This window comes from Streptomyces sp. NPDC005302, from assembly GCF_040607345.1.
Taxonomy (GTDB): Bacteria; Actinomycetota; Actinomycetes; order Streptomycetales; family Streptomycetaceae; genus Streptomyces.
The window spans coordinates 411,622-434,915 of the sequence record NZ_JBEXGN010000001.1; the positions used below are offsets into that span (position 1 = coordinate 411,622).

At 70.9% G+C, this 23,294-nt stretch carries 18 protein-coding genes, 1 tRNA gene and 1 pseudogene; 10 read left to right on the forward strand and 10 right to left on the reverse strand.

All coding sequences use genetic code 11. From position 1 onward, the window contains the following. Positions 1–12 precede the first annotated feature (12 nt). The 4 genes from ABZT74_RS01800 to ABZT74_RS01815 form a co-directional block, all read right to left on the reverse strand. Positions 13–1,557 (reverse strand): MFS transporter, encoded by a 1,545-nt coding sequence (locus tag ABZT74_RS01800; protein ID WP_356432913.1) that lies wholly within the window; start codon positions 1,555–1,557, stop codon positions 13–15. A 342-nt stretch (positions 1,558–1,899) separates the two neighbouring features. Next, the gene (locus ABZT74_RS01805) at positions 1,900–3,330 is read right to left on the reverse strand and encodes a PLP-dependent aminotransferase family protein (protein WP_356432915.1); all 1,431 of its coding nucleotides are present in this window, start codon (positions 3,328–3,330) and stop codon (positions 1,900–1,902) included. Between the two features lie 161 nt (positions 3,331–3,491). Then, positions 3,492–4,979, reverse strand: a complete 1,488-nt coding sequence (locus tag ABZT74_RS01810; protein ID WP_356432917.1) for an aminopeptidase P family protein — start codon at positions 4,977–4,979, stop codon at positions 3,492–3,494. Between the two features lie 99 nt (positions 4,980–5,078). Beyond that, the gene (locus tag ABZT74_RS01815; protein WP_356169479.1) at positions 5,079–6,590 is read right to left on the reverse strand and encodes a PP2C family protein-serine/threonine phosphatase; all 1,512 of its coding nucleotides are present in this window, start codon (positions 6,588–6,590) and stop codon (positions 5,079–5,081) included. Between the two features lie 483 nt (positions 6,591–7,073). Between ABZT74_RS01815 and ABZT74_RS01820 the strand changes: the two genes are divergently transcribed. Together ABZT74_RS01820 and ABZT74_RS01825 are read left to right on the forward strand one after the other, a co-directional pair. Further along, positions 7,074–7,739, forward strand: a complete 666-nt coding sequence (locus ABZT74_RS01820; RefSeq protein WP_355871931.1) for a bifunctional DNA primase/polymerase — start codon at positions 7,074–7,076, stop codon at positions 7,737–7,739. Positions 7,740–7,870: 131 nt separating this feature from the next. After that, positions 7,871–8,380: a hypothetical protein gene (locus tag ABZT74_RS01825; RefSeq protein ID WP_356432919.1), complete on the forward strand. Its 510-nt coding sequence runs from the start codon at positions 7,871–7,873 to the stop codon at positions 8,378–8,380. Positions 8,381–8,613: 233 nt separating this feature from the next. Here the strand turns inward: ABZT74_RS01825 and ABZT74_RS01830 are convergent, their stop codons facing one another. The 3 genes from ABZT74_RS01830 to ABZT74_RS01840 all read right to left on the reverse strand — a co-directional run bounded on the left by ABZT74_RS01830 (position 8,614) and on the right by ABZT74_RS01840 (position 11,274). Next, positions 8,614–9,579 carry a DUF5926 family protein gene (locus ABZT74_RS01830; protein ID WP_356432921.1) on the reverse strand — a complete coding sequence of 322 codons (966 nt, stop codon included), beginning with the start codon at positions 9,577–9,579 and terminating at the stop codon, positions 8,614–8,616. A gap of 128 nt (positions 9,580–9,707) precedes the next feature. Further along, positions 9,708–10,337, reverse strand: coding sequence for an ATP-binding protein (locus ABZT74_RS01835; protein ID WP_356432923.1), 630 nt, complete (start codon positions 10,335–10,337; stop codon positions 9,708–9,710). 127 nt (positions 10,338–10,464) lie between these two features. Next, entirely contained in the window at positions 10,465–11,274 is an 810-nt protein-coding gene (locus ABZT74_RS01840) for a glycerophosphodiester phosphodiesterase (protein WP_356432925.1), read from the reverse strand. Positions 11,275–11,530: 256 nt separating this feature from the next. Between ABZT74_RS01840 and ABZT74_RS01845 the strand changes: the two genes are divergently transcribed. Next, positions 11,531–13,048 (forward strand): trypsin-like peptidase domain-containing protein, encoded by a 1,518-nt coding sequence (locus ABZT74_RS01845; protein ID WP_356169299.1) that lies wholly within the window; start codon positions 11,531–11,533, stop codon positions 13,046–13,048. 63 nt (positions 13,049–13,111) lie between these two features. Beyond that, positions 13,112–13,198 (forward strand) — tRNA-Ser (locus ABZT74_RS01850). Between the two features lie 636 nt (positions 13,199–13,834). Here the strand turns inward: ABZT74_RS01850 and ABZT74_RS01855 are convergent. The 3 genes from ABZT74_RS01855 to ABZT74_RS01865 all read right to left on the reverse strand — a co-directional run bounded on the left by ABZT74_RS01855 (position 13,835) and on the right by ABZT74_RS01865 (position 16,581). After that, positions 13,835–14,032, reverse strand: a complete 198-nt coding sequence (locus ABZT74_RS01855) for a hypothetical protein (RefSeq protein WP_356432928.1) — start codon at positions 14,030–14,032, stop codon at positions 13,835–13,837. Positions 14,033–14,213: 181 nt separating this feature from the next. Next, complete coding sequence (locus tag ABZT74_RS01860) at positions 14,214–15,164, reverse strand: hypothetical protein (protein WP_356432929.1); 951 nt, start codon at positions 15,162–15,164, stop codon at positions 14,214–14,216. 541 nt (positions 15,165–15,705) lie between these two features. Then, a complete protein-coding gene (locus ABZT74_RS01865; protein WP_356169345.1) occupies positions 15,706–16,581 on the reverse strand; it encodes a bifunctional DNA primase/polymerase in 876 nt (291 codons plus the stop codon). A 383-nt stretch (positions 16,582–16,964) separates the two neighbouring features. Here ABZT74_RS01865 and ABZT74_RS01870 point away from each other — a divergent pair, with 383 nt between their 5' ends. The 6 genes and pseudogenes from ABZT74_RS01870 to ABZT74_RS01895 all read left to right on the forward strand — a co-directional run bounded on the left by ABZT74_RS01870 (position 16,965) and on the right by ABZT74_RS01895 (position 23,124). Then, positions 16,965–17,273, forward strand: a complete 309-nt coding sequence (locus ABZT74_RS01870) for a hypothetical protein (protein WP_356432931.1) — start codon at positions 16,965–16,967, stop codon at positions 17,271–17,273. A 267-nt stretch (positions 17,274–17,540) separates the two neighbouring features. Continuing rightward, complete coding sequence (locus tag ABZT74_RS01875) at positions 17,541–18,737, forward strand: acyl-CoA dehydrogenase family protein (protein ID WP_356432934.1); 1,197 nt, start codon at positions 17,541–17,543, stop codon at positions 18,735–18,737. Between the two features lie 212 nt (positions 18,738–18,949). Next, positions 18,950–20,173, forward strand: coding sequence for a bifunctional MaoC family dehydratase N-terminal/OB-fold nucleic acid binding domain-containing protein (locus ABZT74_RS01880; RefSeq protein ID WP_356433032.1), 1,224 nt, complete (start codon positions 18,950–18,952; stop codon positions 20,171–20,173). A 1-nt stretch (position 20,174) separates the two neighbouring features. Then, entirely contained in the window at positions 20,175–21,260 is a 1,086-nt protein-coding gene (locus ABZT74_RS01885; protein WP_356432936.1) for an acyl-CoA dehydrogenase family protein, read from the forward strand. Between the two features lie 128 nt (positions 21,261–21,388). After that, a pseudogene (locus tag ABZT74_RS01890) lies at positions 21,389–21,748 on the forward strand (MaoC/PaaZ C-terminal domain-containing protein); the annotation flags it as partial. Between the two features lie 209 nt (positions 21,749–21,957). Next, a complete protein-coding gene (locus tag ABZT74_RS01895) occupies positions 21,958–23,124 on the forward strand; it encodes a lipid-transfer protein (protein WP_356432938.1) in 1,167 nt (388 codons plus the stop codon). The last annotated feature ends 170 nt before the right edge of the window (positions 23,125–23,294 follow it).

The following is a 23,294-nucleotide window of genomic DNA, read 5'->3' on the forward strand; positions in this document are numbered from 1 at the left end:
CGAGCCGCCGGCTCAGCACTCCGCGCCCTGCGCCGCGGCGACACCGGCCGGCGCGAGCCGTACCCGGGTTGCGCCCGTCGCGAGGCCCGCCCCACCCTGTCGGCGGGCCTCCCCACCCTCCCGGCCGTCCTGCGCACCCTCTCGGCGAGTGCCCTCGAACCTCTCCCGGCCCACTCCCTCCTGATGACCGGCCCCGCCCGGCTGTTCCGGCTGTTCCGGCCGCTCCGAGCCGCGTGTGGCCGCCCATCGCGTCGCCGGGCCCATCGCGTACGAGGCGCCGAGCATCAGGCCGCCGAGCAGCAGCCAGCCCGGCGTCCCCCAACCGACCAGCAGGGCCGTCAGGACGAGCGGGCCCATGGTCCGCGCCACCGTGACGCCCGTACCGAAGAAGCCCTGGTACTCGCCCATACGGTCGGCGGGGGCGAGATCGAACGCGAGCTGCCAGGAGCCCGCCGAGTGCAGCATCTCGGCGACGACCTGAAGCACCGCACCCGCTACGAGGACGGCCGCCGCGATCCAGGGGGAGACTCCGGACGACAGGGCGAACACCATGCAGGACGCCAGCATCACGAGCCCGGAGCGGCGTATCGAGCGGGTCGCCGTGACGAGGCCCGTGACACCGCGGGCCATACGCACCTGGAACACCATCACCGCACCGGTGTTGAGCACGAACAGCGCGGAGACCAGCCAGGCGGGCGCCTCGGTGCGCTCGGTGATCCACAGCGGAATGCCGAGGCTGAGGAGCGGCATCCGCAGCAACAGCACGGTGTTGAGGAACGTGATCAGCACGTACGGACGGTCGCGCAGCACACCGGCCGCCGCACTCCGCTCACTCCCCCGACCGCTGCGACTGCCCCGACCGTCCCGAGGAGCCTTGCCGACGCGACCGACGCGACCGACCCCGCCGGCCGTCCGGTCCACCCGGGCGGGCTCGACCGACGGCAGCCGCCACAGCAGGCCGGCGCACACCAGGAAGCTCACCGCGTCCAGCGCGAACACCCCGAGGTACGCGGACCGGGTGCCGGCGTGCAGGGCGAGACCGCCGAGACCCGCGCCCACCGCCAAGCCGGCGTTGAGCGTCGACTGGAGGTGTGCGAGAAGTCCGGTGCGCGCCCCGGCCGGTATCAGCGAGGCGAGCAGCGCCTGCCGCGCCGCTCCGAGCCCCGACTGCGCCGAGGCGTAGGCGCAGGCCGCGAGGACGAAGGGGAGGAACCCGCGGACGAGCAGGAAGGACACGACCGCCGTGGCGGTGGCCAGCGCCAGCAGGACCGCTATGCCGCGCGGCCCGCGCCGGTCGGCGAGCCGGCCCAGCGGCACCCCCACCAGCGAGCCGATCGCCCATGCCACGGTCAGCCCGAGTCCCACCCGCTCGGCGGACAGCCCGACGACGTGCGTGAAGTACAGCGCGGACGTCACGTAATAGGCGCCGTCACCCACGGAGTTGCTCAGCTGGGCGAAGGCGAGCAGCCGCTGCGGTCCGGCGGGCGGCAACACCCGGCCCGCCCCGGTCCCCTTCACGGTCGAGCGCTCTGCGGATCGTGCGTCGCGAGTCGTCATGTCTTCGACGCTATGGGCCGGATGGACCGCTCGGCAGGCCCATTCCTCATGCCTTTTCATGACCCAATTCACGGACCGGCCGTGACATTTGTCAGACCCTGCGGACAGCTCATGCCGTCAGCCGTCAGCCGTCAGCCTCTGCGGTCAGCCGTCGAGCGCCCGGATCAGGCGCTCCGGGCCGGCCAGGTCAGCAAAGCCGCACATGCCCGGCCCAGGTGTCGTGTCCCGGGGCGAGGATCCTCGACCGGGCTGACCATGCTGACCGAGCTGACCGGGCTGACCCCGCTGACCTGGCCGGCCAAGGCGTCTCGGCCCAAGTGCCCCGCTTGAACACGACCTTGATCAGAACGCTCCGGCTCTCGCCACTCCGTTCGACCCGCTCGGGCGGCCCGCGGGCCCCGCTTCCTCCAGCACCCGTCCGAGTGCCTCCAGCGCCTCGGGATACGTCCGCTCCCTCGGTGTCCCGTACCCGACGACCAGGCCCTGCGGGCGCCCGTCCCCCGGTACGTGCCAGTGGTCGCCGAGCCGTCCCACCGCCAGCCCCTCCGCCTCCGCACGCGCCACCACCTCCGCCTCGTCCGTCACTTCGACCAACGCGTGGAGTCCCGCGGCGATCCCCCGTACGCTCCTGCGCGCCCCCACCCGGTCGAGGAGTTGGTCCCGGCGGCGCCGGTAGCGGAGCCGGCACGCGCGCACGTGACGGTCGTACGCGTGGCCCACGATCATCTCGGCGAGCGCCAACTGGCCGATGGACTCGGTGTGATGGTCGCTGTGCAGCTTGATGTCGGCGACCGGGTCGACCAGGTGGGGCGGCAGCACCATCCAGCCGAGGCGCAGTGCGGGGCCGAGCGTCTTGGAGGCGGTTCCGAGGTAGACGACGTGGCCCGGTGCCATGCCCTGGAGCGCGCCGACCGGCTGCCGGTCGTAGCGGAACTCGCCGTCGTAGTCGTCCTCGATGATCAGCGCGTCCCGCGCGCGTGCCCAGTCGGTGAGCGCGCGCCGCCGCTCCGGGCGGAGCGTGACGCCGGTCGGGTACTGGTGGGCGGGGGTGAGGACGACCGCGTCCGCGCCGAGGGTCTCCAACAGGTCGGCGCGGGCGCCGTGTTCGTCGACGGGCAGCGGCACCACGGTGCCGCCCGCCTTGCGCACCACATCCCGGTGGAACGGCAGCCCCGGGTCCTCCATCGCCACCGTCCCGCCGTCCAGTACGCGCGTGAGGAGGGCGAGGCCCTGGACGTAGCCGGAGGTGATGACGATCCGCTCGGGCGGCGCGATCACCCCGCGGGCCCGCCCCAGGTAGCCCGACAGGGCGGTCCGCAGTTCGATGCGGCCCCGGGGATCCCCGTAGTCGTATGCCAGGGAGGGTGCCGTGGCGATCGCGCGGCGCAGCGCCCGCAGCCAGGCCGCCGCCGGGAACGTGCCGACGTCCGGACTGCCGGGTCGCAGATCGAAACGGGGCGCACGCGCGTGTGGCGCCCGTACGTCCGCCGGGGTGCCATCGGCCGGAAGGGAAGCCACCTCGGTGCCCGAACCCTGCCGGGCCGTCAGATAGCCCTCGGCGATGAGCTGGTCGTACGCCGCCTTCGCCGTGCCCCGGGAGAGGCCGAGTTCGACGGCGAGGCGGCGCGTCGCGGGCAGCCGGGTGCCTGGGGCGAGTCGTCCGGCACGGACGGCGTCCCGCAGCGCCCGTTCCAGCCCGGCCCTGCGCCCGGCCGCCGCGTCCGGCTCCAGATGCAGATCCACCCCGACGCCGGACCAGAAGTCGTCGTCCACGAAAAGCCGCCCCCCTAGGCACACCGAAAACCCGCGGGCGCACCGGTCCGCCCACGGGCCACCGCAGTCCGCAGGCCGCTGTCGCCCGGACACACCGATGGCCGGGCACCCTGGAGGGCACCCGGCCAGCAGTCTCGTATCAGCCCTCGTGGGGCACTATGTCAGCCCTTGAGGGACGCCATCCAGGCCTCGACCTCGTCCGACCGGCGCGGCAGGCCGTCGGACAGGTTCCGGTTGCCGTCCTCGGTGACGAGGATGTCGTCCTCGATGCGGACGCCGATGCCGCGGTACTCCTCGGGCACGGTCAGGTCGTCCGCCTGGAAGTACAGACCCGGCTCGACGGTCAGGCACATGCCCGGCTCCAGCGTGCCCTCGACGTACGTCTCGGTACGGGCGGCGGCACAGTCGTGGACGTCCATGCCGAGCATGTGGCCGGTGCCGTGCAGGGTCCAGCGGCGCTGGAGACCGAGCTCCAGGACGCGCTCGACCGGGCCCTCCACGAGGCCCCACTCGACGAGCTTCTCGGTCAGCACACGCTGCGCGGCGTCGTGGAAGTCGCGGTACTTGGCACCCGGCTGGACGGCCGCGATACCGGCCTCCTGAGCCTCGTACACGGCGTCGTAGATCTTCTTCTGGATCTCCGTGTACGTGCCGTTGACCGGCAGCGTGCGCGTGACGTCGGCGGTGTAGAGCGTGTGGGTCTCCACGCCCGCGTCGAGCAGCAGCAGGTCGCCGGAGCGGACCGGGCCGTCGTTGCGCACCCAGTGCAGGGTGCAGGCGTGCGGACCGGAGGCGCAGATCGAGCCGTAGCCGATGTCGTTGCCCTCGACCCGGGCGCGCAGGAAGAAGGTGCCCTCGATGTAGCGCTCGCTGGTGGCCTCGGCCTTGTCGAGGACCTTCACCACGTCCTCGAAGCCGCGGACGGTGGAGTCGACGGCCTTCTGCAGCTCGCCGGCCTCGAAGACGTCCTTGACGAGGCGGGCCTCGGAGAGGAACACCCGCAGTTCCTGGTCGCGCTCGCCGGTGACCTTGTCGGCCAGGGCGGCCTCGATGGCGGCGTCGTAGCCGCGCACGACGCGGACGGGGCCGGTGGCCTCCGACAGCGCGGCGGGCAGCTCCCGGACGTCCGAGGCGGGGATGCCGTACAGCTGCTCGGCCTCGGCGAGGGAGTGGCGGCGGCCGACCCACAGCTCGCCCTGGCCGGAGAGCCAGAACTCGCCGTTCTCCCGGTCGGAGCGCGGCAGCAGGTAGATCGTCGCCCTGTGGCCCTCGGTGGCCGGCTCCAGCACGAGGACGCCGTCCTCGGTGAGGTTGCCGGTGAGGTACGCGTACTCGACGGAGGCACGGAAGGGGTACTCCGTGTCGTTCGAGCGCGTCTTCAGGTTGCCCGCCGGGATCACCAGGCGCTCGCCCGGGAAGCGCGCGGAGAGCGCGGCGCGGCGGGCGGCGGTGTACTCGGCCTGCGCGATCGGCGTGAGGCCGCGCAGCTCGGTGTCGGCCCAGCCGGACTTCATGCTGTCGGCGAGCTCGTCGGACACGCCCGGGTACAGGCCGTTCTTCCGCTGCTTGATGGGCTCTTCCTCGCCCGCTTCGTCAGCGGTTTCGTCAAGCACGGCTTCCGGGGTCTCCGGTGTGAGCGCCTCCGACACGGTCTGCCTCCTAGATACGACTCTGGACCTCCTCCATCGTACGGTCGTGCTGAAGGGGGCCCAGGGCCGGAAGGCCTGTTACACGAGGTGTCCGGGCGCTCACTCGAAACGGGCCGCCAGGATGACGACGTCCTCGTCGCTGTCCGCCTCGTCGAGACCGTCCGGCAGGACCGTGCGCAGGACGTGGTCGGCGATCGCCCCGGGGTCGTCCCGCACGGCCTTCGGGACGCCGGCCGCCGCCGCGTGCAGCCGCGCGAAGGCGCGGTCCATCGGGTCGCCCGTGCGGTGCAGCAGCCCGTCGGTGTAGATGAGCACGGTCTCGCCGCGCTCGGCGGTCATCTCGACGCTCGGGGCCTCCCAGCAGGCGAGCATCCCGAGCGGCGCCGACAGGGAGGTCTCGACGAACTCGGTGCGGCGGGGGCCGATGACCAGGGGCGGGCTGTGGCCGGCCCCGGCGAGCGTGAGTTTGCGCAGGGCGGGCTCGCAGTAGGCGAACAGGGCGGTCGCCGAGCGGGCCGGTTCGGTGAGCCGGAGCAGCAGTTCGAGGTCGGAGAGCACCGCGACGGGATCCTCGCCCTCCATCACCGCGTACGCCCGCAGGGAGGCGCGCAGCCGGCCCATGGCGGCGACCGCGCTGGGTCCCGAGCCGGTGACCGAGCCGACGGCGAGACCGAGCGCGGCGTCGGGCAGCGGCAGCGCGTCGTACCAGTCGCCGCCGCCCCGCGGTCCGGTGCGGTGCCGGGCGGCGAGCTGGACGCCGGAGACCCGCGGCAGCCGTGGGGGAAGCAGCTCCGCGGAGATCGTCGTGATGCACGCGCGCGTGCGCTCCAGCTCCAGGAGCCGCGCCAGGTGCTCGGTGGCGTACCGGGTGTACAGACCGATGAGGTGGCGCTGCCGCTCGACCGGTTCGGCGGGCTCGTCGTAGAGCCAGACGGCGGCGCCCAGGCGGCCCGCGGCCTCGGTGGACAGGGGCAGCGTGTAGCTCGCGGCGTAGCCGAGGCGGGCGGCCACCTCGCGGTGGCGGGGGTCGAGCCCGTCCTCCGACAGGAGGTCCGGCTGGGCGATCTCGCCCTCGCCGCCCGGCAGGCCGTCCAGGATCTTCCCGTACGACATGGAGCTGCGCGGGACGGTCTCGATGTGGCCGAGGTCCGCGCGGGCGAGGCCGAGGCCGATCGTGGTGTCGGGGCCGAGTCCGTCGCCCGGCTCCATGACGACGAGACCCCGCCGGGCGCCCACGAGGGCGGCTCCGGCGCGCAGCAGTTCCTGGAGCGCCTCGTCCAGGGTCGATGTGCGCGCCAGCCGCTCGGTGAGTTCGTGGAGGGTGGTGAGATCCGAGACCCAGCCCGCGAGTCGATCTTGGAGAACCGCTCCGGGGCCGGTGGGCGGCGCGACCGAGGCGGCGCCCGGGGGAGCGGGCGCGGGCGCGACAGTGTGTGCGGGCGAGGGAACCGTTGAATCGATTCCAGCCACTTTCGGAAGGTGAGGGGCGTTCATGACGTCCGGCTTTCCGACCGGTGCGTATTGCTCGTTAGCATCGCAAACCCCCATGTAGTTCTGCGCCGCTAGCAGTGCCTCCACATGTACACGCACTCGTGAGGGGATGTCCAGCATTGTCCTGCTGGGATTCCTGGTGTCCATGAGACCGGCGGTAACCCTTGCGGGAAAACTAAGTTGGCCTAAAACTGACTCGGGTAACGGCTTATTGAGGTCGACTGGCCTCGTTCGACGGAGCGTCACAGCGGTCGTGATGGGTACGTACTCGGTGAAGGCCAGGGGCGGTTGAGATCCGCCCGGAACCTGGCGACGGACCCGGGCGTCTTAACCACTGACGACCGTGCCCCATCCTCCCGTGGCGGAGGCGGCAAGAAATACCGCGGGACGTAAAACGCCAGGCGCCGCCACCCCACGCCATGCCCATGCTTTGGATGTACGCAGTGTGGGCGCGGACGCAGCCACATGCTCGGCCCAGAGGGGTTCCCCTTGTCTCCAGCAGGGGTGTGATGCGCCAGCAGGTACGCACAGTGAAGAGATCGACACATGGTGTGATGTGATCCTCGGTGTTGCCAGGCGTGCAACGGAAAGGAACGAGCGCTCATGCGCGAGATCCTCGGAAGGCGACGCAGGCTCCTGTCCAGGCGAAACCGCGGGAGGCCTGAGATGCTCAGCGCGGCCCTGACCTTCGCGACCACTTGGCAGTGGCCCGTCCTCCCGGGTGTGGCGGCCGACCCCCAGGGTCGTGCCCGCTGCGGATGCCCCGACCCGGAGTGCACGGTGCCCGGTGCCCATCCCTTCGACCCCGGCCTCTTGGCGGCCACCACGGACGAGCGCATGGTGCGCTGGTGGTGGGGCAACCGGCCCTCGGCCCCCATCGTGATGGCCACGGGGGGAAGCGCCCCGTGCGCGGTGAGCCTGCCGGCTCCCGCCGCGGCCCGCGCTCTCGACGGCCTCGACCGCGCGGGCATGCGCCTCGGCCCGGTCGTCGCGGCCCCCACCCGCTGGGCGATCCTCGTCGCCCCGTACTCGATGGAACAGCTCGGCGAGCTGCTCTACGCCAAGGACTTCGTCCCCGGTTCCCTGCGCTTCCACGGCGAAGGCGGCTACATCGCGCTGCCGCCGTCCGAGACGGGCCAGGGGCAGATCCGCTGGGAGCGCGCTCCGCTGCCCGGCTCGGCCGCACCCTGGGTACCAGGTGTGGAGGCCGTGGTGGACGCCGTCGTCGACGCACTCACTCGTACGGGTGTGAGCGCACCCGAGTTGTAAGGGCGTCCGGCGCGCGGTGAGCCGCGCGCCCGCCCGCGCTCGTTATCGTCCGACCTATGCAGCGCAATTCAGGGGGGCACGGGGCCTCGACGCCGCCGCGCGGCGGGGCCGACCCCCGAAGGGTTCGTCTCATGGCGCTGGTCGGCGTCGTGGCGTTCGTCCTCGCTCTTCCACTGGCCGTGGCGTCCGCCGGCTCCGTCGGCGACAACGATCCGGCCGCCGTGCGCGGGACGGCTCGCACCGACGACCGGCCGCGCTCTCCCGAACCCTCCCGGTCCCCCCTGCTGCTCGGCCTCGGGCTGGCCACCGCCGCCCGGTGCGGTCCCGAACTCTCCTCGCCCGACGGCGTCGAGGCGCAGACCTGTGTGCTGACACAGGGCGAGGAGACCTGGGCGCGCACCTACTACCGCAACGCGACCGGCGAAGAACTGAGTTCACTGCTGAGTCTGATGGGCCCCGGAGGGCGCACGGTCCAGATCAACTGCACCGTGGACGCCGAGGACGATCCGGGGGCGTGCGAGACGCCCAGGGAGCGCACCGCGGGGGGCGCGACGGCTTACACGGCGATCGCCGAGTTCGCGAAGGGATCCGGGCCCGAAGGACCGCTGTTGCTGCGCTCGGGGAGCAACTCGGCCTCGTAGCAAGGCTGTTGAGTGTGCCTCTGAACGCGGGCATGAAAAGACCCGGTTGCTGGCGACGGGGGATGCACCAGCAACCGGGCTACTCGAACGGTAACAAGAGATCGGCGGTTCGCAAATTCGATCTCGGCTATTCGGACACGGATTTACCTGTCACAACGGGGAGTTGTGACAGGAGTCACCCGCTTCCGAGGTCGCGACCAGCTGACCGGTCGGTCAGTCTCCGAGTCTGTGTGTCAGCTGAGCGTCACCTGTCGGTTGGTGAGGCCGCCCCGGGCGCGACGCTCGTCCGCCGTCAGCGGTTCGTCCGTGGCCAGGGCGGTGGCGAGGCGCTCGGCGAACTCCGCCGCCGGCTTCTCGACGTCGTCCGCCGTGACCCCCGTCGGCAGGTCCCAGACCGGCACGGTGAGCCCGTGCGCGCGGAAGGAACCGACCAGCCGGGTGCCCTCGCCGAGGCCCGAACGTCCTGCCGCGTGGAGCCGCGCGAGGGCGTCCAGAAGCTGCTCCTCCTCGTGGGGCATGACCCAGCGCAGGTGGTTCTTGTCGGGCGTCTCGCACCAGTAGGCGGCGTCGACCCCGGAGAGCTTCACGGTCGGAATGGCCGCGGCGTTGGCCCGCTCCAGAGACGCGGTCACCTCCGCCGTCGAGTTCTCCGCGTCCGGGACCCAGAACTCGAAGCCGCTGTGCACAACTGGCTCGAAGGCGCCTTCCGGGTCGAGCAGGTCCTGCAGGCGCGGACCGTCGGCCGGGGCGCGGCGGCCCTCGACCGGGGTGCCGGGCTCTGCGGCGAGCGCCCGCCGGAGGGTGTCGGCCAGGTCGCGGCTGATGTCGCCGGAGGCCGTGTCGTTCTGCAGGCCGAGCAGCACCGAGCCGTCGTCGCGGCGCAGCGCGGGCCAGGCCATCGGCAGGACGGTGGCGAGCGTGACGGAGGGGACTCCCTCCGGCAGGCTCTCCTTGAGATTCAGTTCGACCGTCGCGGCGGGCACCAGCTCGCGCAGCGCGACCCAGTCCCCCTCGCCCGGCAGGCCCTCGAAGGGGCGGTGCACCAGCTCGGTCACGGCGTGCGCTGCGGCTCGGCCGTGGCAGGCCTTGTAGCGGCGGCCGCTGCCGCAGGGGCAGGGCTCGCGAGCGCCGACAACCGGGATCTCTCCGTCCTGGAGCTGCGGCTGCTTGGCCCTCGTCTGAGGTCGCTTCTTGGCCATCGTGGGTGTCTCCCGATCACGGCTCGTCTCGTACGGGCGCGAGCCTAGCCGTTCGCACGGAGGCCGACGGGACCCTGTGGACAACGCACCGCGTCGCACCGGAACCCGCGGTTCGGGTGGCGGGTGTCTCAGCCGTGGTCGTCGAAGGCGTCCGCGAAGTCCAGACCGGATATCCCGGACACGGTCGGTGACGCGACGCGCGTAGCGAAATCGTCGTGTCTGCGGGCCGTTTCCACGTCGTCCTGGATGACCACCCACACCGTGATCTCGCCGTGGATGTCGTCCCGGACACCCCAGTCCTTGGCCAGCGCGGTGATGATGTTCAGCCCGCGGCCGCCACGAGCGGTGACCGAGGGCGTCGATGGGACAGGGCGGGTCGGACCACCGCCGTCCGTCACTTCGACCGTCAGCCGTCCCGCCGGTTCGACGCGCCACGTCGCCCGCACGTCGCCGTCGCCGGAGAGCGCGTCGCCCAGGGGCCTGCCATGTCGGCAGGAATTGCTGAGCAGTTCGGAAAGGATCAGTACCGCGTCGTCGATGACCGTCTCCGCCACGCCACCGGAGCGCAGGTGATCCCGCATCCGATGCCTTGCTTCCCCCACGCCCGCAGGGCCATGGGGTACGGCCATGCTCGACGACGTGGGCACCTCCTGTGCCACCACAAACGTCACCCCCGAGACCTCCTTTGCCCCACGCCACGGAGTGGATGCCCCTTTGGACTGGACCGGAAACCGGCCAATCGACGTCTGCTGACGCACTTGTAACGATCGAATACGGAACGAACGCGCCGGTGCACTCCCTGTGACGAGCGTCCGGATTTCGATGGTTTTTGAGGGGCGATCGTGGTGCTTTACGTGGGGTGCGCGAGGTCGGGGAGGGCCCGCGTCAGCGGCCCAGTTGACGCAGTACAGCGCGCGGGCGGTTGGTGATGATGGCGTCGATGCCCAGCTCGACGCAGAGGTCGACGTCCTCGGGCTCGTTCACGGTCCAGACGTGCACCTGGTGTCCGGCCCGCTTGAGGCGTTCGATGTACCCGGGGTGGCTGCGTACGATCCGCATCGAGGGGCCCGCGATCCGGACACCCGCGGGCAGTCGTCCGTCCCGCAGCCTGGGGGAGACGAACTGGAGCAAATACACCGCGGGCAGGGTCGGGGACGCGGCCCGGACGCGGTGCAGGGAGCGCGCCGAGAAGCTCATCACACGGACCGGGGAGTCGGTGGCGGACCGCGGAGCGTCCAGGCCGAAGCGCTTCAGAAGGACCAGCAGCCGTTCCTCGACCTGGCCCGCCCAGCGGGTCGGGTGCTTCGTCTCGATGGCCAGCTCGACGCGGCGGCCGGCATCGGCGACGAGTTCGAGGAGTCTCTCCAGGGTGAGGACGGAGGTGTCCTCGGGGTCTCCGGGGGCGTGCTCCCAGTCGGGGGACTCGTCGCGGTTCTTCCAGGAGCCGAAGTCCAGAGTGGCGAGATCGGCGAGCTCCAGGGCGGAGACGGCGCCGCGGCCGTTGGACGTACGGTTGACGCGGCGGTCGTGCACACAGACGAGGTGGCCGTCGGCGGTCAGGCGCACATCGCACTCGAGGGCGTCCGCACCGTCCTCGATCGCCTTCCTGTACGCGGCCAGTGTGTGTTCCGGTGCCTCTTCGGAGGCTCCGCGGTGGGCGACCACCTGGATCGGGTGCTGTCGTGCGAGGGTCACCGCGTCATGGTGCCACCGTCGCGGGGTAGGCGTGAGGTGGGAGACATAGCACTTCTTCCTTTTAGTGACAAAGGTCCGTTATAAAGAGTCGCCTCGGACGCACAGGCACCGCTTATGGTGCTCTGACGCCCGGTGGGAAAAGCTGACGGCGTACAAAAGCACATGCACAGCTGAATCGCGCCGGGCCATCAGCAAGCGTGAGTGGGTGTGACCGAGTGCGACCGAGAATAACAGCCGTGGATCGAGGAGAAGAGCTGTGAGCACCGAGAACGAGGGCACCGAGGTACCCCCGGCCCCGTCCGCACCTCCTGTGCCGGTGGACACTCCCGCTGTTTCCGCGCAGGCCCCGCACGACGGGAGCGCACCGACCGCTCCGATCCCCGCCGTCCCGCAGGGCGCCCCCGGCGCATCGGAGCATGCGTCGGCGCCCGCGGGCGCTCCGGCGTACGCCTCGGCCGGCGCCGGGCACGGAGCCGGCCCGTACGGACAGGGCGCCGACCCCTACGCACAGAGCACCGGAGCCCAGGGCTCCGCCCCCGAAGGAGGCTGGCCGCCTCCGCCGCCCGCCACCCCGTCGTACGCCGACGGCGGCGGTTCGGGAACCGGCGGATGGGGCTCCTCGTACCAACAGCCCGCTCCGAAGCCGAAGAACGGCCGTGGCGGACTGGTCGCCGCGATCCTCGTGGCCGCGCTGGTCGCCGGCGGAGTCGGCGGTGGCATCGGCTACGGCCTCGCCAAGAACAACGACGACTCCACCGGCTCGACGACGGTCTCCGCCCCGAGCACCAGCGGCCAGGTCAAGCGCGCTTCCGGCACGGTCGCGAACGTGGCCGCCACGGCGCTGCCGAGCACCGTCACCATCGAGGCGCAGAGCACCAGCGGCGAGGGTGGCACCGGCACGGGCTTCGTCTTCGACACCCAGGGCCACATCCTCACCAACAACCACGTGGTGGCGGAGGCGGTCGACGGCGGCAAGCTGAGCGCGACCTTCCCGAACGGCAAGAAGTACGACGCCGAGGTGGTCGGTCACGCGCAGGGCTACGACGTCGCGGTCATCAAGCTGAAGAACGCGCCCTCGGGAGACCTGAAGCCGCTCACCCTCGGCAACTCCGACCAGGTGGCCGTCGGCGACTCCACGATCGCGATCGGCGCGCCGTTCGGCCTGTCCAACACGGTGACCACCGGCATCATCAGCGCCAAGAACCGTCCCGTCGCCTCCAGCGACGGCAGCGCCAGCAGCAAGGCCTCCTACATGAGCGCCCTGCAGACCGACGCCTCGATCAACCCCGGCAACTCCGGTGGTCCGCTGCTCGACGCCTCGGGCGCGGTCATCGGCATCAACTCGGCGATCCAGTCGTCGAGCAGCGGCGGTCTCGGCGGTTCCGGTCAGTCCGGTTCCATCGGTCTGGGCTTCGCGATCCCGATCAACCAGGCGAAGAACGTCGCCCAGCAGCTGATCAAGAACGGCAAGCCGGTGTACGCGAAGATCGGCGCCTCGGTCTCCCTGGAGGAGGGCACGAGCGGCGCGAAGATCACCGAGCAGGGCGCGAGCGGCGCGGCGGCCGTCGAGTCCGGCGGTCCCGCGGCCAAGGCGGGTCTCAAGCCCGGCGACGTCATCACCAAGCTGGACGACATGGTGATCGACAGCGGTCCGACCCTCATCGGCGAGATCTGGACGCACAAGCCGGGCGACACGGTGAAGCTCACCTACACGCGCGACGGCAAGACCCGCACCACGGACGTCACCCTCGCCTCGCGAGAGGGCGACAGCTGACCCGCGGGTCGGCCACCGGACCCGTTACTCTTGTCCCCGCGCCGCCGATCAACGGCGGTGCGGGGTGGGTTGCCCGAGCGGCCTAAGGGAACGGTCTTGAAAACCGTCGTGGCAGCGATGTCACCGTGGGTTCAAATCCCACACCCACCGCAGCAGGTCAGAAGGTTGCAGGCCAGAAGGGGTGCCACTCTCCGGAGCGGCACCCCTTCCGCGTTCCTCTGTCTCACCCTGGGTCGGGATGTACGGCCTCTGACCGGTGCGTGTGGGCCATACGTGGGTCGGATCTCGGCAGGCCATACGTGGGCAGGGGGGTCGGCATGCTCCAGCACTCAGCGTTGGCTGTTGCCATGGGTCGCTGCCCCCGGCGAGTGTCGTTCGGCGAGGCGACGTCGAGCGGAGCAGGGACGAACAGGCCATCGGCCCACAAGGCCGATTTCGCATCCCAACCTTCAGCGCGGGCGCGCTAATTGAATCAGCCGGCATCATGCCATGACGCTGTCTGCGAGCTACCCCGGACGCGATTGTGCGCTCTGCGGTCGTCGTATCGACGAGCGGACCGTGCTCGAAGTGAAATGTCGGCTTAGTAGAGCCTGACATGTCGGCCAGATCAACTCATTGTGATAGCCGCAGCGAGGGCCTTTCGGGCTGGTGTGGATGTTGCAATCCACACCTAATCCAAAGGCCCTCACTCGTTCAAGATCCCCAGACGGTGATCACTCTCATCGCACCCAACCCCTTTGGACAGAACAGGTATCGGGATCCGCAGGGTTCGAGTTCGCCGAAAGGTCAGGGGCGGGCGACGTGCCTGCCTCGATTCAGGATCCACCGGTGTACGGGCGGTGTGATGCCCGCACCCACGATGAATCCGACCGCGACGCTCCGGCTCGCGTACGCGACTACTCCGAGAACTGCGCACAGAGCCAAGCCGGTCACCACCAGGCCCACGACCTTGGTGCGCGGGTCGAGCCGGTTCAGCCATCTCACAGCAGAGAAAGTCGTGAGATACACGGTGGAGCCGAAAGCGGCCGACGCCAGAACGGTCAGAGCATCCATTCCGCAACCTTTCAAAATTGGAGGCCGAGATATGTCTATCCGGCCACCACGGTCAGCCGTGCGCCCTTTTCGGGGTCAATCGGCTGGCGGTCTGTTTATGTGCTGTATCCGTTTACTTGCAGTATCCGTCGCCGCTCTTGCCGCTGTAATAGCCGCTTCCGGCGACGGCTGCCGCCGGCGAAAGGACTGACAGCCCGGGGTTGACCTTGATCTTGACGCACTTATCGGCCGCAACAGCTGCCCCCGCGATTACCGCGAGGCTCCGGCCCCCGACGACCGCGGCCGGGTGCGGTATCCAGGACACGACAGTTCCGCCGAGGGCGAGAAGCTTGGTCTCCTTCTTGTTGAAGTACACGGTGCCGGTGATGATGCCCCAGGTGTAGTGGGGGTCGGCGACCACGGGGTAGGCGGTGTCGGGGCCGGTCTCGATGGTCTGGACGAGGGTGTTGCCGTCAAGGCTGTAGCTCGTGGGGACGGAGTTGCCGTTCGCGTCCTTTGCCCAGGGGACGTCTATGCGACCGCGGATGGCAGTGCCTGCGCCGTTCGCCGAAGTGACGATGTCGTAGCCGCCGGCTCCATCGGCGACCAGGGTGGCGCCGTCGGGCAGGCCGAGGTCGAAGCGCTGAGTGGTGGGAGCGCCGGGGTTCTTGAGGGTGACCAGGGCGCGGGCGCCGCCGTCGACGGTGGCCTGCGTGGCGAGGTCGGTGTGCGCGGCCGCGTTGGGATAGACGGTCGTGCCAGCCTCCGAGGTAGCTCCTGCGGCGTCGACCTCTGCGGGCAGGGACATCGTCACCCTGGAGCCGTCAGAAGCTGCCACGGTCATCCGCCCCTCGGCGCTGGCGGGGGTGGTCACGGTAACGAGCCCGCGATCCGTTGACATGACCTTGCCCGTGGTGCTGCCGGAGGCAACATCCGTGGTGCCGGTGGCGTTCTGCACTGTGGCCACGGCCTGGGCCACAGTATTGGCGGCGGGCCCGCCGTCGGCGGCGAAGGCCGGTGCTGCGGTTCCGGCTATCAGCGCTGTGGTCAGCAGCGCGGCATGAGCCGCATTCTTGAGTTGCATGTGATTTCCCCCATGTGCATTGCCTGCAATGCACGGCGTCATTTTCGGTGAAGCGAAATGAACACTATCGATCTTGGCGGAAGGATCAACATATTTGAGCAATCGCAGAGGTTCCCTTGCTCAATCCACGTGTCCGCGCCAGGGGTTCAGCGTTGTCCGGGCAAGGGGCTGCTTCGCCGTGGATCGTGGCGGATGGCCTGCGGGAGCGGATCGAGCCGCTGCTGCCCCGCAAGGAACGTCGGGGAATTCCGCACCGAGCCCGAGACCGGGGCGGACGGAGTCAGCCGGATCCTCGTTGGCGCACCGCTGGGGATGGACACGACGCGGCCAGACACGCTGAGGATGCACGGCGGCGCGTACGGGTGGCGCTGGCGCTGCACGGCCCTCCGTCGCAGCGATGTCACCGTGGGTTCAAATCCCACACCCACCGCAGGTGAACGGCCCCTGACCGGGTTTCGGTCAGGGGCCGTTCGTGTGCTCCCTGGTTCCGGCGCCGCCGGGTGCGTGGTCGTCACGCGTGGCCCCCGGCGATGGCGCGCCCTCAGCGCTGCCGGGGTGAAGGAGCCGTCATGCGGGCCGCGGAGGCGATCGTCGAGCGGGCCTCGTGTTCGGTGAGGCCGGTGCGGACGGCCGCCCGGACGAGGGGGGTGATCAGCTCCGGGCCGATGCCGTTCTCGTAGGCACGGCAGGCGGCCCAGAAGAGGCGCGTGTTGCGCTGGCCCTCGTGCGCGGCGAGGACGAACTGGACGAGCCCCTGCCCCTGTTGCCCTGCGGAGGACGGGGTCGGATGGTGCCTGCGTGGCGCCGGCAGCAGCAGGTCCAGGAGCTCGCGCGGGCAGTGTGCGGGCGCGAGCCGTCCGGTGCCGGGAGCCGTGCCGTACACGCCGTGTTCGGTACGTGAGCCGGGGCCGACGAGATAGCCGCCGGCGCCGCGGATGTCGATGCCGGGGGCCAGCCTGCTCGCGGAGTTGGGGACGACCACGTCGGGCGGTCCGCTCAGCCACAGGTGCCGGCCGCCGCTCGGGGTCAGGACCACGACCGTCTCCGGGATCGTGAACAGGTGGCGCAGGGCCAGTTCGCGCAGGGCGGTGGACGAGTCCGTACCGGATTTGGTGTCGAGGTCGATGCCGATGAGGTGGTGCGGGTCGAGGCCGCAGGCGATGCCGTAGCCGGTGGCCCAGGGAGCGGCGGCGAAGAGTTCGCGGATGCGCCGGGGCTCGGTCGAGGCGTCGTACACGCCGTGTCCGAAGCGCCCGCACTCGCCGTGGCAGGGGGTGGGTTCGGGGTCGTCGCGGTGGGGGGAACGCAGGGCCGGGAGCTTTGTTCGGGACAGCGGGATCACCGCGAGTCCGCGCTCGGCGGCGGACAGGGCGTGGGCCAGGGCCAGGGTGGTGGCCTGCCGGTCGATGGTGGCCATGACTCTATGTTCGTACGAGTGTTCGAAAAAGGGAAGGGCTCGCCAAGCGTTGAGGTGCCCGAAGTTAGCGATGGGTGAGATTGGCCGAAAATGTGGCGGAACGCTTCAGCAGTTGCGGCGCCTGGGGAGGGCCGAGGATTGAACGGCTGAATAGCCGCTGAACAGGGGTTTTATGGGATGGAAGGGGGTTTATCGACTTGTCATCACGCTTGAGGGGGAATCATTGCTTCCGGGGTGGTTCGCCGGAGCCCCGTGGGCAACTCTGGAATCGCGACGTCGTGCACTTCACCGAGGCGGTCGGCCAACTGCCTTGGGAACAGCCGTACTTCCCGTACAGCCCGGTTCATCGCCGGTGCGTACACCCCGGTTCTGGAGGAATTCACATGGCAGGCATCCGTACCGCTCGCGTCCTCGCCGCCGTCGCGGCCCTTCCCCTGGCCGCCGCTCTCTGCACGGGCGTCGCGTCGGCGGACAACGGTGGCTTCGCGAGCAACGGATCGAACGCGGGAGTGGCGACCGTCAGCGGCGGCGTCGGACGCGACAACAACGGCAACTCCTCCACCACTCAACAGCAGGCGGTCGGGGCCGGAGCCTCGAACCAGAACAACACCGCCCAGGTGAACGGATCCGCCTTCACGGCCATCAACCAGGGCAATTCGAACGTGCTGGTGAACTTCGTCAACCTCTGGTGAGCCGCCGGCCGATGTGCTCTCATCGGCCCTGAGGTCTCCGCGTGGGGTAGTGCTCTGTGGGGTTTCACAGCGGCTGCGCGACGGTGCTTCGGCGCCGTCGCGCAGCCGTGTTTCCCGGGGCCTTCACCCCCGTGTGCGCGTCCGTCCAGGGCCGCCCGGCCGACCGTCCTCCTCGGCTCGGGCCCGGCGTCCATGACCTTGACAGTGCTCGGTATCTGACGGACAGTCAGAAATCCCTGTCCGTACGAGGTCCGGGAGGCCGCCGCCGTGCACCTCGCCCCCACCGAACGCCAGCAGCGGCTGCGTGCCGAACTCCGCGCCTACTTCCGGGACCTGATGCCGGACGGACCACCGCCCACCGACGACCCGGTACGGCAGCGGGAACTCCTCCGCCGCATCGGCGCCGACGGGCTGCTCGGCCTCGGCTGGCCGGTCGCCTACGGCGGACAGGGGCGCGGCGCGGACGAACAGTTCGTCTTCTTCGACGAGGCATACCGGGCGGGCGCGCCCGTCTCGATGGTCACGCTGAACACCGTCGGCCCGACCCTCATGAAATACGGCAGCGAGGAGCAGAAGGAGACCTTCCTTCCCCGCATCCTGAGCGGCGACCTCGTCTTCGCCATCGGCTATTCGGAGCCTTCGGCCGGCACCGACCTCGCCTCCCTGCGGACGCGCGCCGTCCGGGAACCGAGGGCGCCCTCGGACCGGGAGGGCGCCGAGGACGGCTACTGGCGGATCGACGGACAGAAGATCTTCACCTCCAACGCCCAGAACGCCGACTGGATCTGGCTCGCCTGCCGGACCGACCCGGACGCGCCCAAGCATCAGGGCATCTCGATCGTCCTCGTCCCCACGGACGCGCCCGGCTTCTCATGGACGCCGATCGAGACGGTCGGCGGCCAGACGACCACCGCGACCTACTACGACGGAATCCGCGTCCCGGCCGCGAACCTGGTCGGCGAGGAGAACGGTGGCTGGGGACTCATCACCAACCAGCTGAACCATGAGCGGGTCGCCCTCGCCGCGATCGGCATGCAGGCCGAGGACTTCTACGCGGCCGCGCTTGAGGCGGCCGGGACGCCCGATCCGGTGACGGGGCGGCGGCGGGTTGACGAGCCGTGGGTCCGTTTCCAGCTGGCCGAAGTACATGCCCGACTGGCGGCATCACGCCTGCTCAACTGGCGTTTGGTGGGGGACGTGGGAGCAGGCCGGCTGGCGCCGGGAGACGCCAGCGGCGTGAAGGTCATGGGAACCGAATCCGCGGTCGCGGTGTACCGAATGTGTCAGCACATTGTGGGAGAGGACGCACTGGTCCGCTCCGGTTCACCGGGGGTTTTCGGGGCCGGCGAGCTGGAGCGGATGAACAGGGCGGCGCAGATCAACACGTTCGGGGGCGGGGTGAGCGAGGTGCAGCGGGAGATCGTCGCGACGATGCGGCTCGGGATGAAGAGGGGGCGGCGATGAGCGGGAGCAGGACGGGAGGCGGTGACGCGAGGGCGGAAGGCCGCGACGGGGGCGGACTCGGGGCGGCCCGCCGTGGGGTGGATGACCGTCGTGCCGGTGCCGGTGCCGGTGCCGGCGCGGATGCCGAGGTTGTGGATGCCGGGGGTGCGGCGGGTGGTGAAGGCTTCGCTCTGGACGGCGGGGCAGCAGGCCATGGGGGCGGCGGCGACGAACTGCTGACGAAACTCCGTGAGTTCGAAGGGCGCGCGGCCACCGTCGGAGGTGTCGGCAGGGACCCGGTCAACGCGCCGATGATCCGGCACTGGTGCGAGGCGATGGGGGACACGCATCCGGCATACCGGGGGCCGGACGCGGTGGCTCCGCCCACCATGCTCCAGGCGTGGACGATGGGCGGCCTCGCGGGTCACACCGGTCGCCCCGGCCGCTCCGACACGAACGACGAGCTGTTCGCGCTCCTCGACGGAGCGGGCTGCACCTCGGTGGTCGCCACCGACTGCGAGCAGGAGTACGTGCGTCCGCTGCGGCTCGGAGACGAGATCACCTTCGACTCGATGATCGAGTCCGTCTCCGAACGCAAGACGACCAAGCTGGGCACGGGCTACTTCATCACGACGCGTATGGACGTCCGGGCAGGAGGGGAACTCGCCGGGACGCACCGGTTCCGCATCCTCAAGTACGCCCCTGCGCGCCGGAATCCGAGGGGGGAAGAGGTCCCTGCCGGGGCGCGGGGCTCGGCGGGATCGGGGCAGTGCGCCGGCATGGGCGGCGCCGCGGCAACGGACAGCACCGTTGACCCCGCTGTACCGGTTGACCTTGCTGTACGGGGTAACTCCGCTGTGCCGGTCGGGCCCCCTGTGCCGGTCGGGCCCCCTGCGCCGGCCGGGCCCCCTGTGCCGGCCGGTACCACCGGCTCGGCCATTCCGGTCGGCACCGCCGGCGCGGCCCCGTCCAGGAGCAGTCGTCCGCGCCCCGTGGTCAACCGGGACAACGCCGGTTTCTGGGAGGGGGTCGGCCGGCACCGGTTGCTGATCCAGCGCTGCACGGGATGCGGGACGCTGAGGTTCCCCTGGCTGCCGGGGTGCAACGCGTGCGGCGGCCCGGAGTGGGACACCGTCGAGGCGAGCGGTGAGGGGACCGTCTACTCGTACGTCGTGATGCACCACCCGCCGTTCCCCGCCTTCGACCCTCCCTACGCGGTCGGTCTGATCGAACTCGCCGAGGGCGTGCGGATGGTGAGCAACGTCGTGGGTGTGCCGCACGACCGCGTGCGGGTCGGGATGCCGGTGCTCCTCGAATTCCGGCAGTACGACGAGGAGTTGCTTCTGCCGGTGTTCCGGGCCGGGGCAGGGCGTGCGGGCGACGCCCCTGCCGGCGAGCCGGTCACGCCGGCTGGGGCACCCGGCGGTGTCGGCGGCCCGTCGGGCGGGGGGAGCTGACATGGACTTCACGCCCACAGAGGAACAGGCGGCCGCCCGGGACCTGGCGGCGCGGATCTTCGGCGACCTTTCCACTCCCGAGCGGCTCACCACGGCCGGGACGGACAGCGACACGGCACTGTGGAAGGAGCTGTGCGCCGCCGGGCTCGTGGCGGCCGTCGAGGACATCGGGCTCCTCGGCCTGGTGCTGCTGCTGGAGGAACAGGGCCGCACCACGGCGCAGGTGCCGTTCGCGGCGGGCTGTGTGTACGGGCAGCTCGCGATCGCGGCGCACGGCTCCCCCGAGCAGCGCGAGCGGCTGCTGCCGGGAATCGCGGACGGAACGGTGGTGGTGGCCGGAGCGCTGCACGGACCGGGGTCGGTCGTCGCCACCGGAGCCGGCCGTTCATCGAGTGCCGCGGCAGCGGAACGGCCGCTGCTGACCGGGATCGTCCCGGTGGTGCCCTGGCTGCGGGACGCCACGCACGTCCTCGTGGCCGACGACCGGCACGGGCTCTGGCTGGTGCGCACCGCCGAGGCGCCGGCGGGCGAACCCGTCGAGCTGACCGCGCCCTGGTCGGCGGGGCGCCTGATCCTCCAGGGGACTCCGGGCGAGCCGCTCGGCACGCAGGGGGCGTACGAGGACGTGCTGGCCACGGCGCGCACCGCCTTCGCGGGACTGCAGGCCGGGGTGTGCGCGGGATCGCTGGCGCGCGCCGTCGCCTACACCAACGTGCGGGAGCAGTTCGGGCGCCCGCTCGCCGCCAAGCAGGGAGTCCAACTGCGGGCTGCCGACGCCTACATGGACATCGAGGCGATACGGGTGACGGCGTACGAAGCGGCATGGCGCCGGGACGAGGGACTGCCGTACGGGACGCACGCCCTGACCGCTGCCTGGTGGGCGTCCGAGGCCGGGCAGCGGGTGGTGCACGCGGGCCAGCATCTGCACGGCGGAGCGGGGGCCGACCTCGACCACCCGGTGCACCGGCACTTCCTGTGGGGGCGGCAGCTGGACGCGTATCTGGGATGCGGGGGCGAAGTGCTGCAGGAACTGGGTGAGTTGATCGTGGAGGGCGTGCCGATGACGGAGGGGGAGGTGGCGACATGAGGGCGGAGCGGACCGTCCCGGGTTCGGCGACCCGGGCCGGCGATTCCGGGCCGGGGTTCGGACACGGAGATCCCGGCGCGGCACCCGTCTCCGGCGACACGGGCCCGACGTACGGGGCCGGTGACGTACTGCCGCCGCTGGAGATCGACATCACCCGTACGTTGATCGTGGCCGGGGCGATCGCGTCGCGGGACTACCAGGACGTGCACCACGACGCGGAGCTGGCGCGGGAGAAGGGCTCCCCGGACATCTTCATGAACATCCTGACGACCAATGGACTGGTCGGACGGTATGTGACCGATCACTTCGGGCCGGCCGCCGTGCTGCGTGCGGTCGCCATCCGGCTCGGCGCCCCCAACCACCCGGGAGACACCATGGTGATGACGGGCTCGATCGAGAAGGTCGACGGCGACACCGTCACGGTGCGGATCCTCGGCACCAACAAGATCGGCCGGCACGTGATGGGCACGGTGACGGTGACCGTGCCGGGTCCGAGGACGACCGCTCCGGCCTCCGCCCCGGTCAGTGCCTCCTCCGCCCCGACCTCCACCACCGTCCCTACCTCCGTATCCACTCCCGAGTCCGCATCCATCCCCGCGCCCGTCTCCGCCCCCGCGCCCGTCTCCGCCCCCGCCTCCGGTTCTGTTCCCGTGTCTTCTCTCGCCTCCGGTAAGGGGTCGGCCGAGGGCGGTGTCTCGTGAGTGTGCGGCGGAGGGACGACCTCGGTGGGAGGGCGGCGATCGTCGGGATAGGGGCCACCGAGTTCTCGAAGGACTCGGGGCGCAGCGAGCTGCGGCTGGCGGTGGAGGCGGTGCGGTCCGCGCTGGACGACGCGGGGCTGACACCGGACGACGTGGACGGGATGGTGACGTTCACGATGGACACCAGCCCGGAGATCACCGTCGCCCAGGCGGCCGGGATCGGGGAGCTGTCCTTCTTCTCCCGTATCCACTACGGCGGCGGTGCTGCCTGCGCGACCGTCCAGCAGGCGGCGCTCGCGGTCGCGACCGGTGTGGCCGACGTCGTCGTCTGCTACCGGGCGTTCAACGAGCGGTCGGGCCGCAGGTTCGGCTCGGGCGTCCAGCGGCGGGAGCCCTCGGCGGAGGGCGCGGCCCTGGGCTGGGCGCTGCCGTTCGGGCTGCTCACCCCGGCCTCGTGGGTGGCGATGGCGGCCCAGCGGTATCTGCACACCTACGGCCTGACGCCCGAGGCGTTCGGTCATGTCGCGGTGACGGACCGGAAGTACGCGGCGACCAACCCGGCGGCGTACTTCCACGGCAGACCGATCACGCTCGCCGAACACGCCGCGTCCCGGTGGATCGTGGAGCCGCTGGGGCTGCTGGACTGCTGCCAGGAGACCGACGGCGGCCAGGCGCTGGTCGTCACCTCCGTGGAGCGGGCCCGGGATCTGGCCCGCCCCCCGGTGATCGTCGCGGCCGCCGCGCAGGGAGCGGGCCGGGCACAGGAGCAGATGACGAGTTTCTACCGGGACGATCTGACCGGGCTGCCCGAGATGGGCGTGGTGGCCCGGCAGTTGTGGCGGACCGCGGGTCTCGGGCCGGCGGAGATCGACGTGGGGATCCTGTACGACCACTTCACCCCGTTCGTGCTGACGCAGTTGGAGGAGTTCGGGTTCTGCAAGCCGGGTGAGGCCGCCGACTTCGTCGCGGAGGAGCGGCTGCCGCTGAACACGCACGGAGGACAGCTCGGGGAGGCGTATCTGCACGGGATGAACGGCATAGCGGAGGGCGTCCGGCAGCTGCGGGGCACGTCCGTGAACCAGATAACCGGAGCCGAACGGGTCCTGGTCACGGCGGGTACAGGAGTCCCCACCTCGGGGCTGATCCTCGGCTCCGACGGCTGAGGGAGCGAGGGTCAACCCCGGCCGTGGGGGACGCCGAAGGGGAGAGGGGGATGGGCAGGTCTTCGAGAGGGCTTGAGGGCGCACCGGCCGGGACGGTCGACCCCGGGTGGCCCGAGCCGGGGACACCTGCCCCAACTGTTCTCCACCGTTCCCGGCCGTATTGGCGCGGA

What these genes read in the sequence shown, in the direction of transcription:
- ABZT74_RS01800 (WP_356432913.1), bottom strand. Translation starts at nt 1,557, where the DNA reads ATGACGACTCGCGACGCACGATCCGCAGAGCGCTCGACCGTGAAGGGG.
- ABZT74_RS01815 (WP_356169479.1), bottom strand. Translation starts at nt 6,590, where the DNA reads ATGCTGGACATCCCCTCACGAGTGCGTGTACATGTGGAGGCACTGCTA.
- ABZT74_RS01820 (WP_355871931.1), top strand. Translation starts at nt 7,074, where the DNA reads ATGCGCGAGATCCTCGGAAGGCGACGCAGGCTCCTGTCCAGGCGAAAC.
- ABZT74_RS01825 (WP_356432919.1), top strand. Translation starts at nt 7,871, where the DNA reads ATGGCGCTGGTCGGCGTCGTGGCGTTCGTCCTCGCTCTTCCACTGGCC.
- ABZT74_RS01830 (WP_356432921.1), bottom strand. Translation starts at nt 9,579, where the DNA reads ATGGCCAAGAAGCGACCTCAGACGAGGGCCAAGCAGCCGCAGCTCCAG.
- ABZT74_RS01860 (WP_356432929.1), bottom strand. Translation starts at nt 15,164, where the DNA reads ATGCAACTCAAGAATGCGGCTCATGCCGCGCTGCTGACCACAGCGCTG.
- ABZT74_RS01865 (WP_356169345.1), bottom strand. Translation starts at nt 16,581, where the DNA reads ATGGCCACCATCGACCGGCAGGCCACCACCCTGGCCCTGGCCCACGCC.
- ABZT74_RS01870 (WP_356432931.1), top strand. Translation starts at nt 16,965, where the DNA reads ATGGCAGGCATCCGTACCGCTCGCGTCCTCGCCGCCGTCGCGGCCCTT.
- ABZT74_RS01885 (WP_356432936.1), top strand. Translation starts at nt 20,175, where the DNA reads ATGGACTTCACGCCCACAGAGGAACAGGCGGCCGCCCGGGACCTGGCG.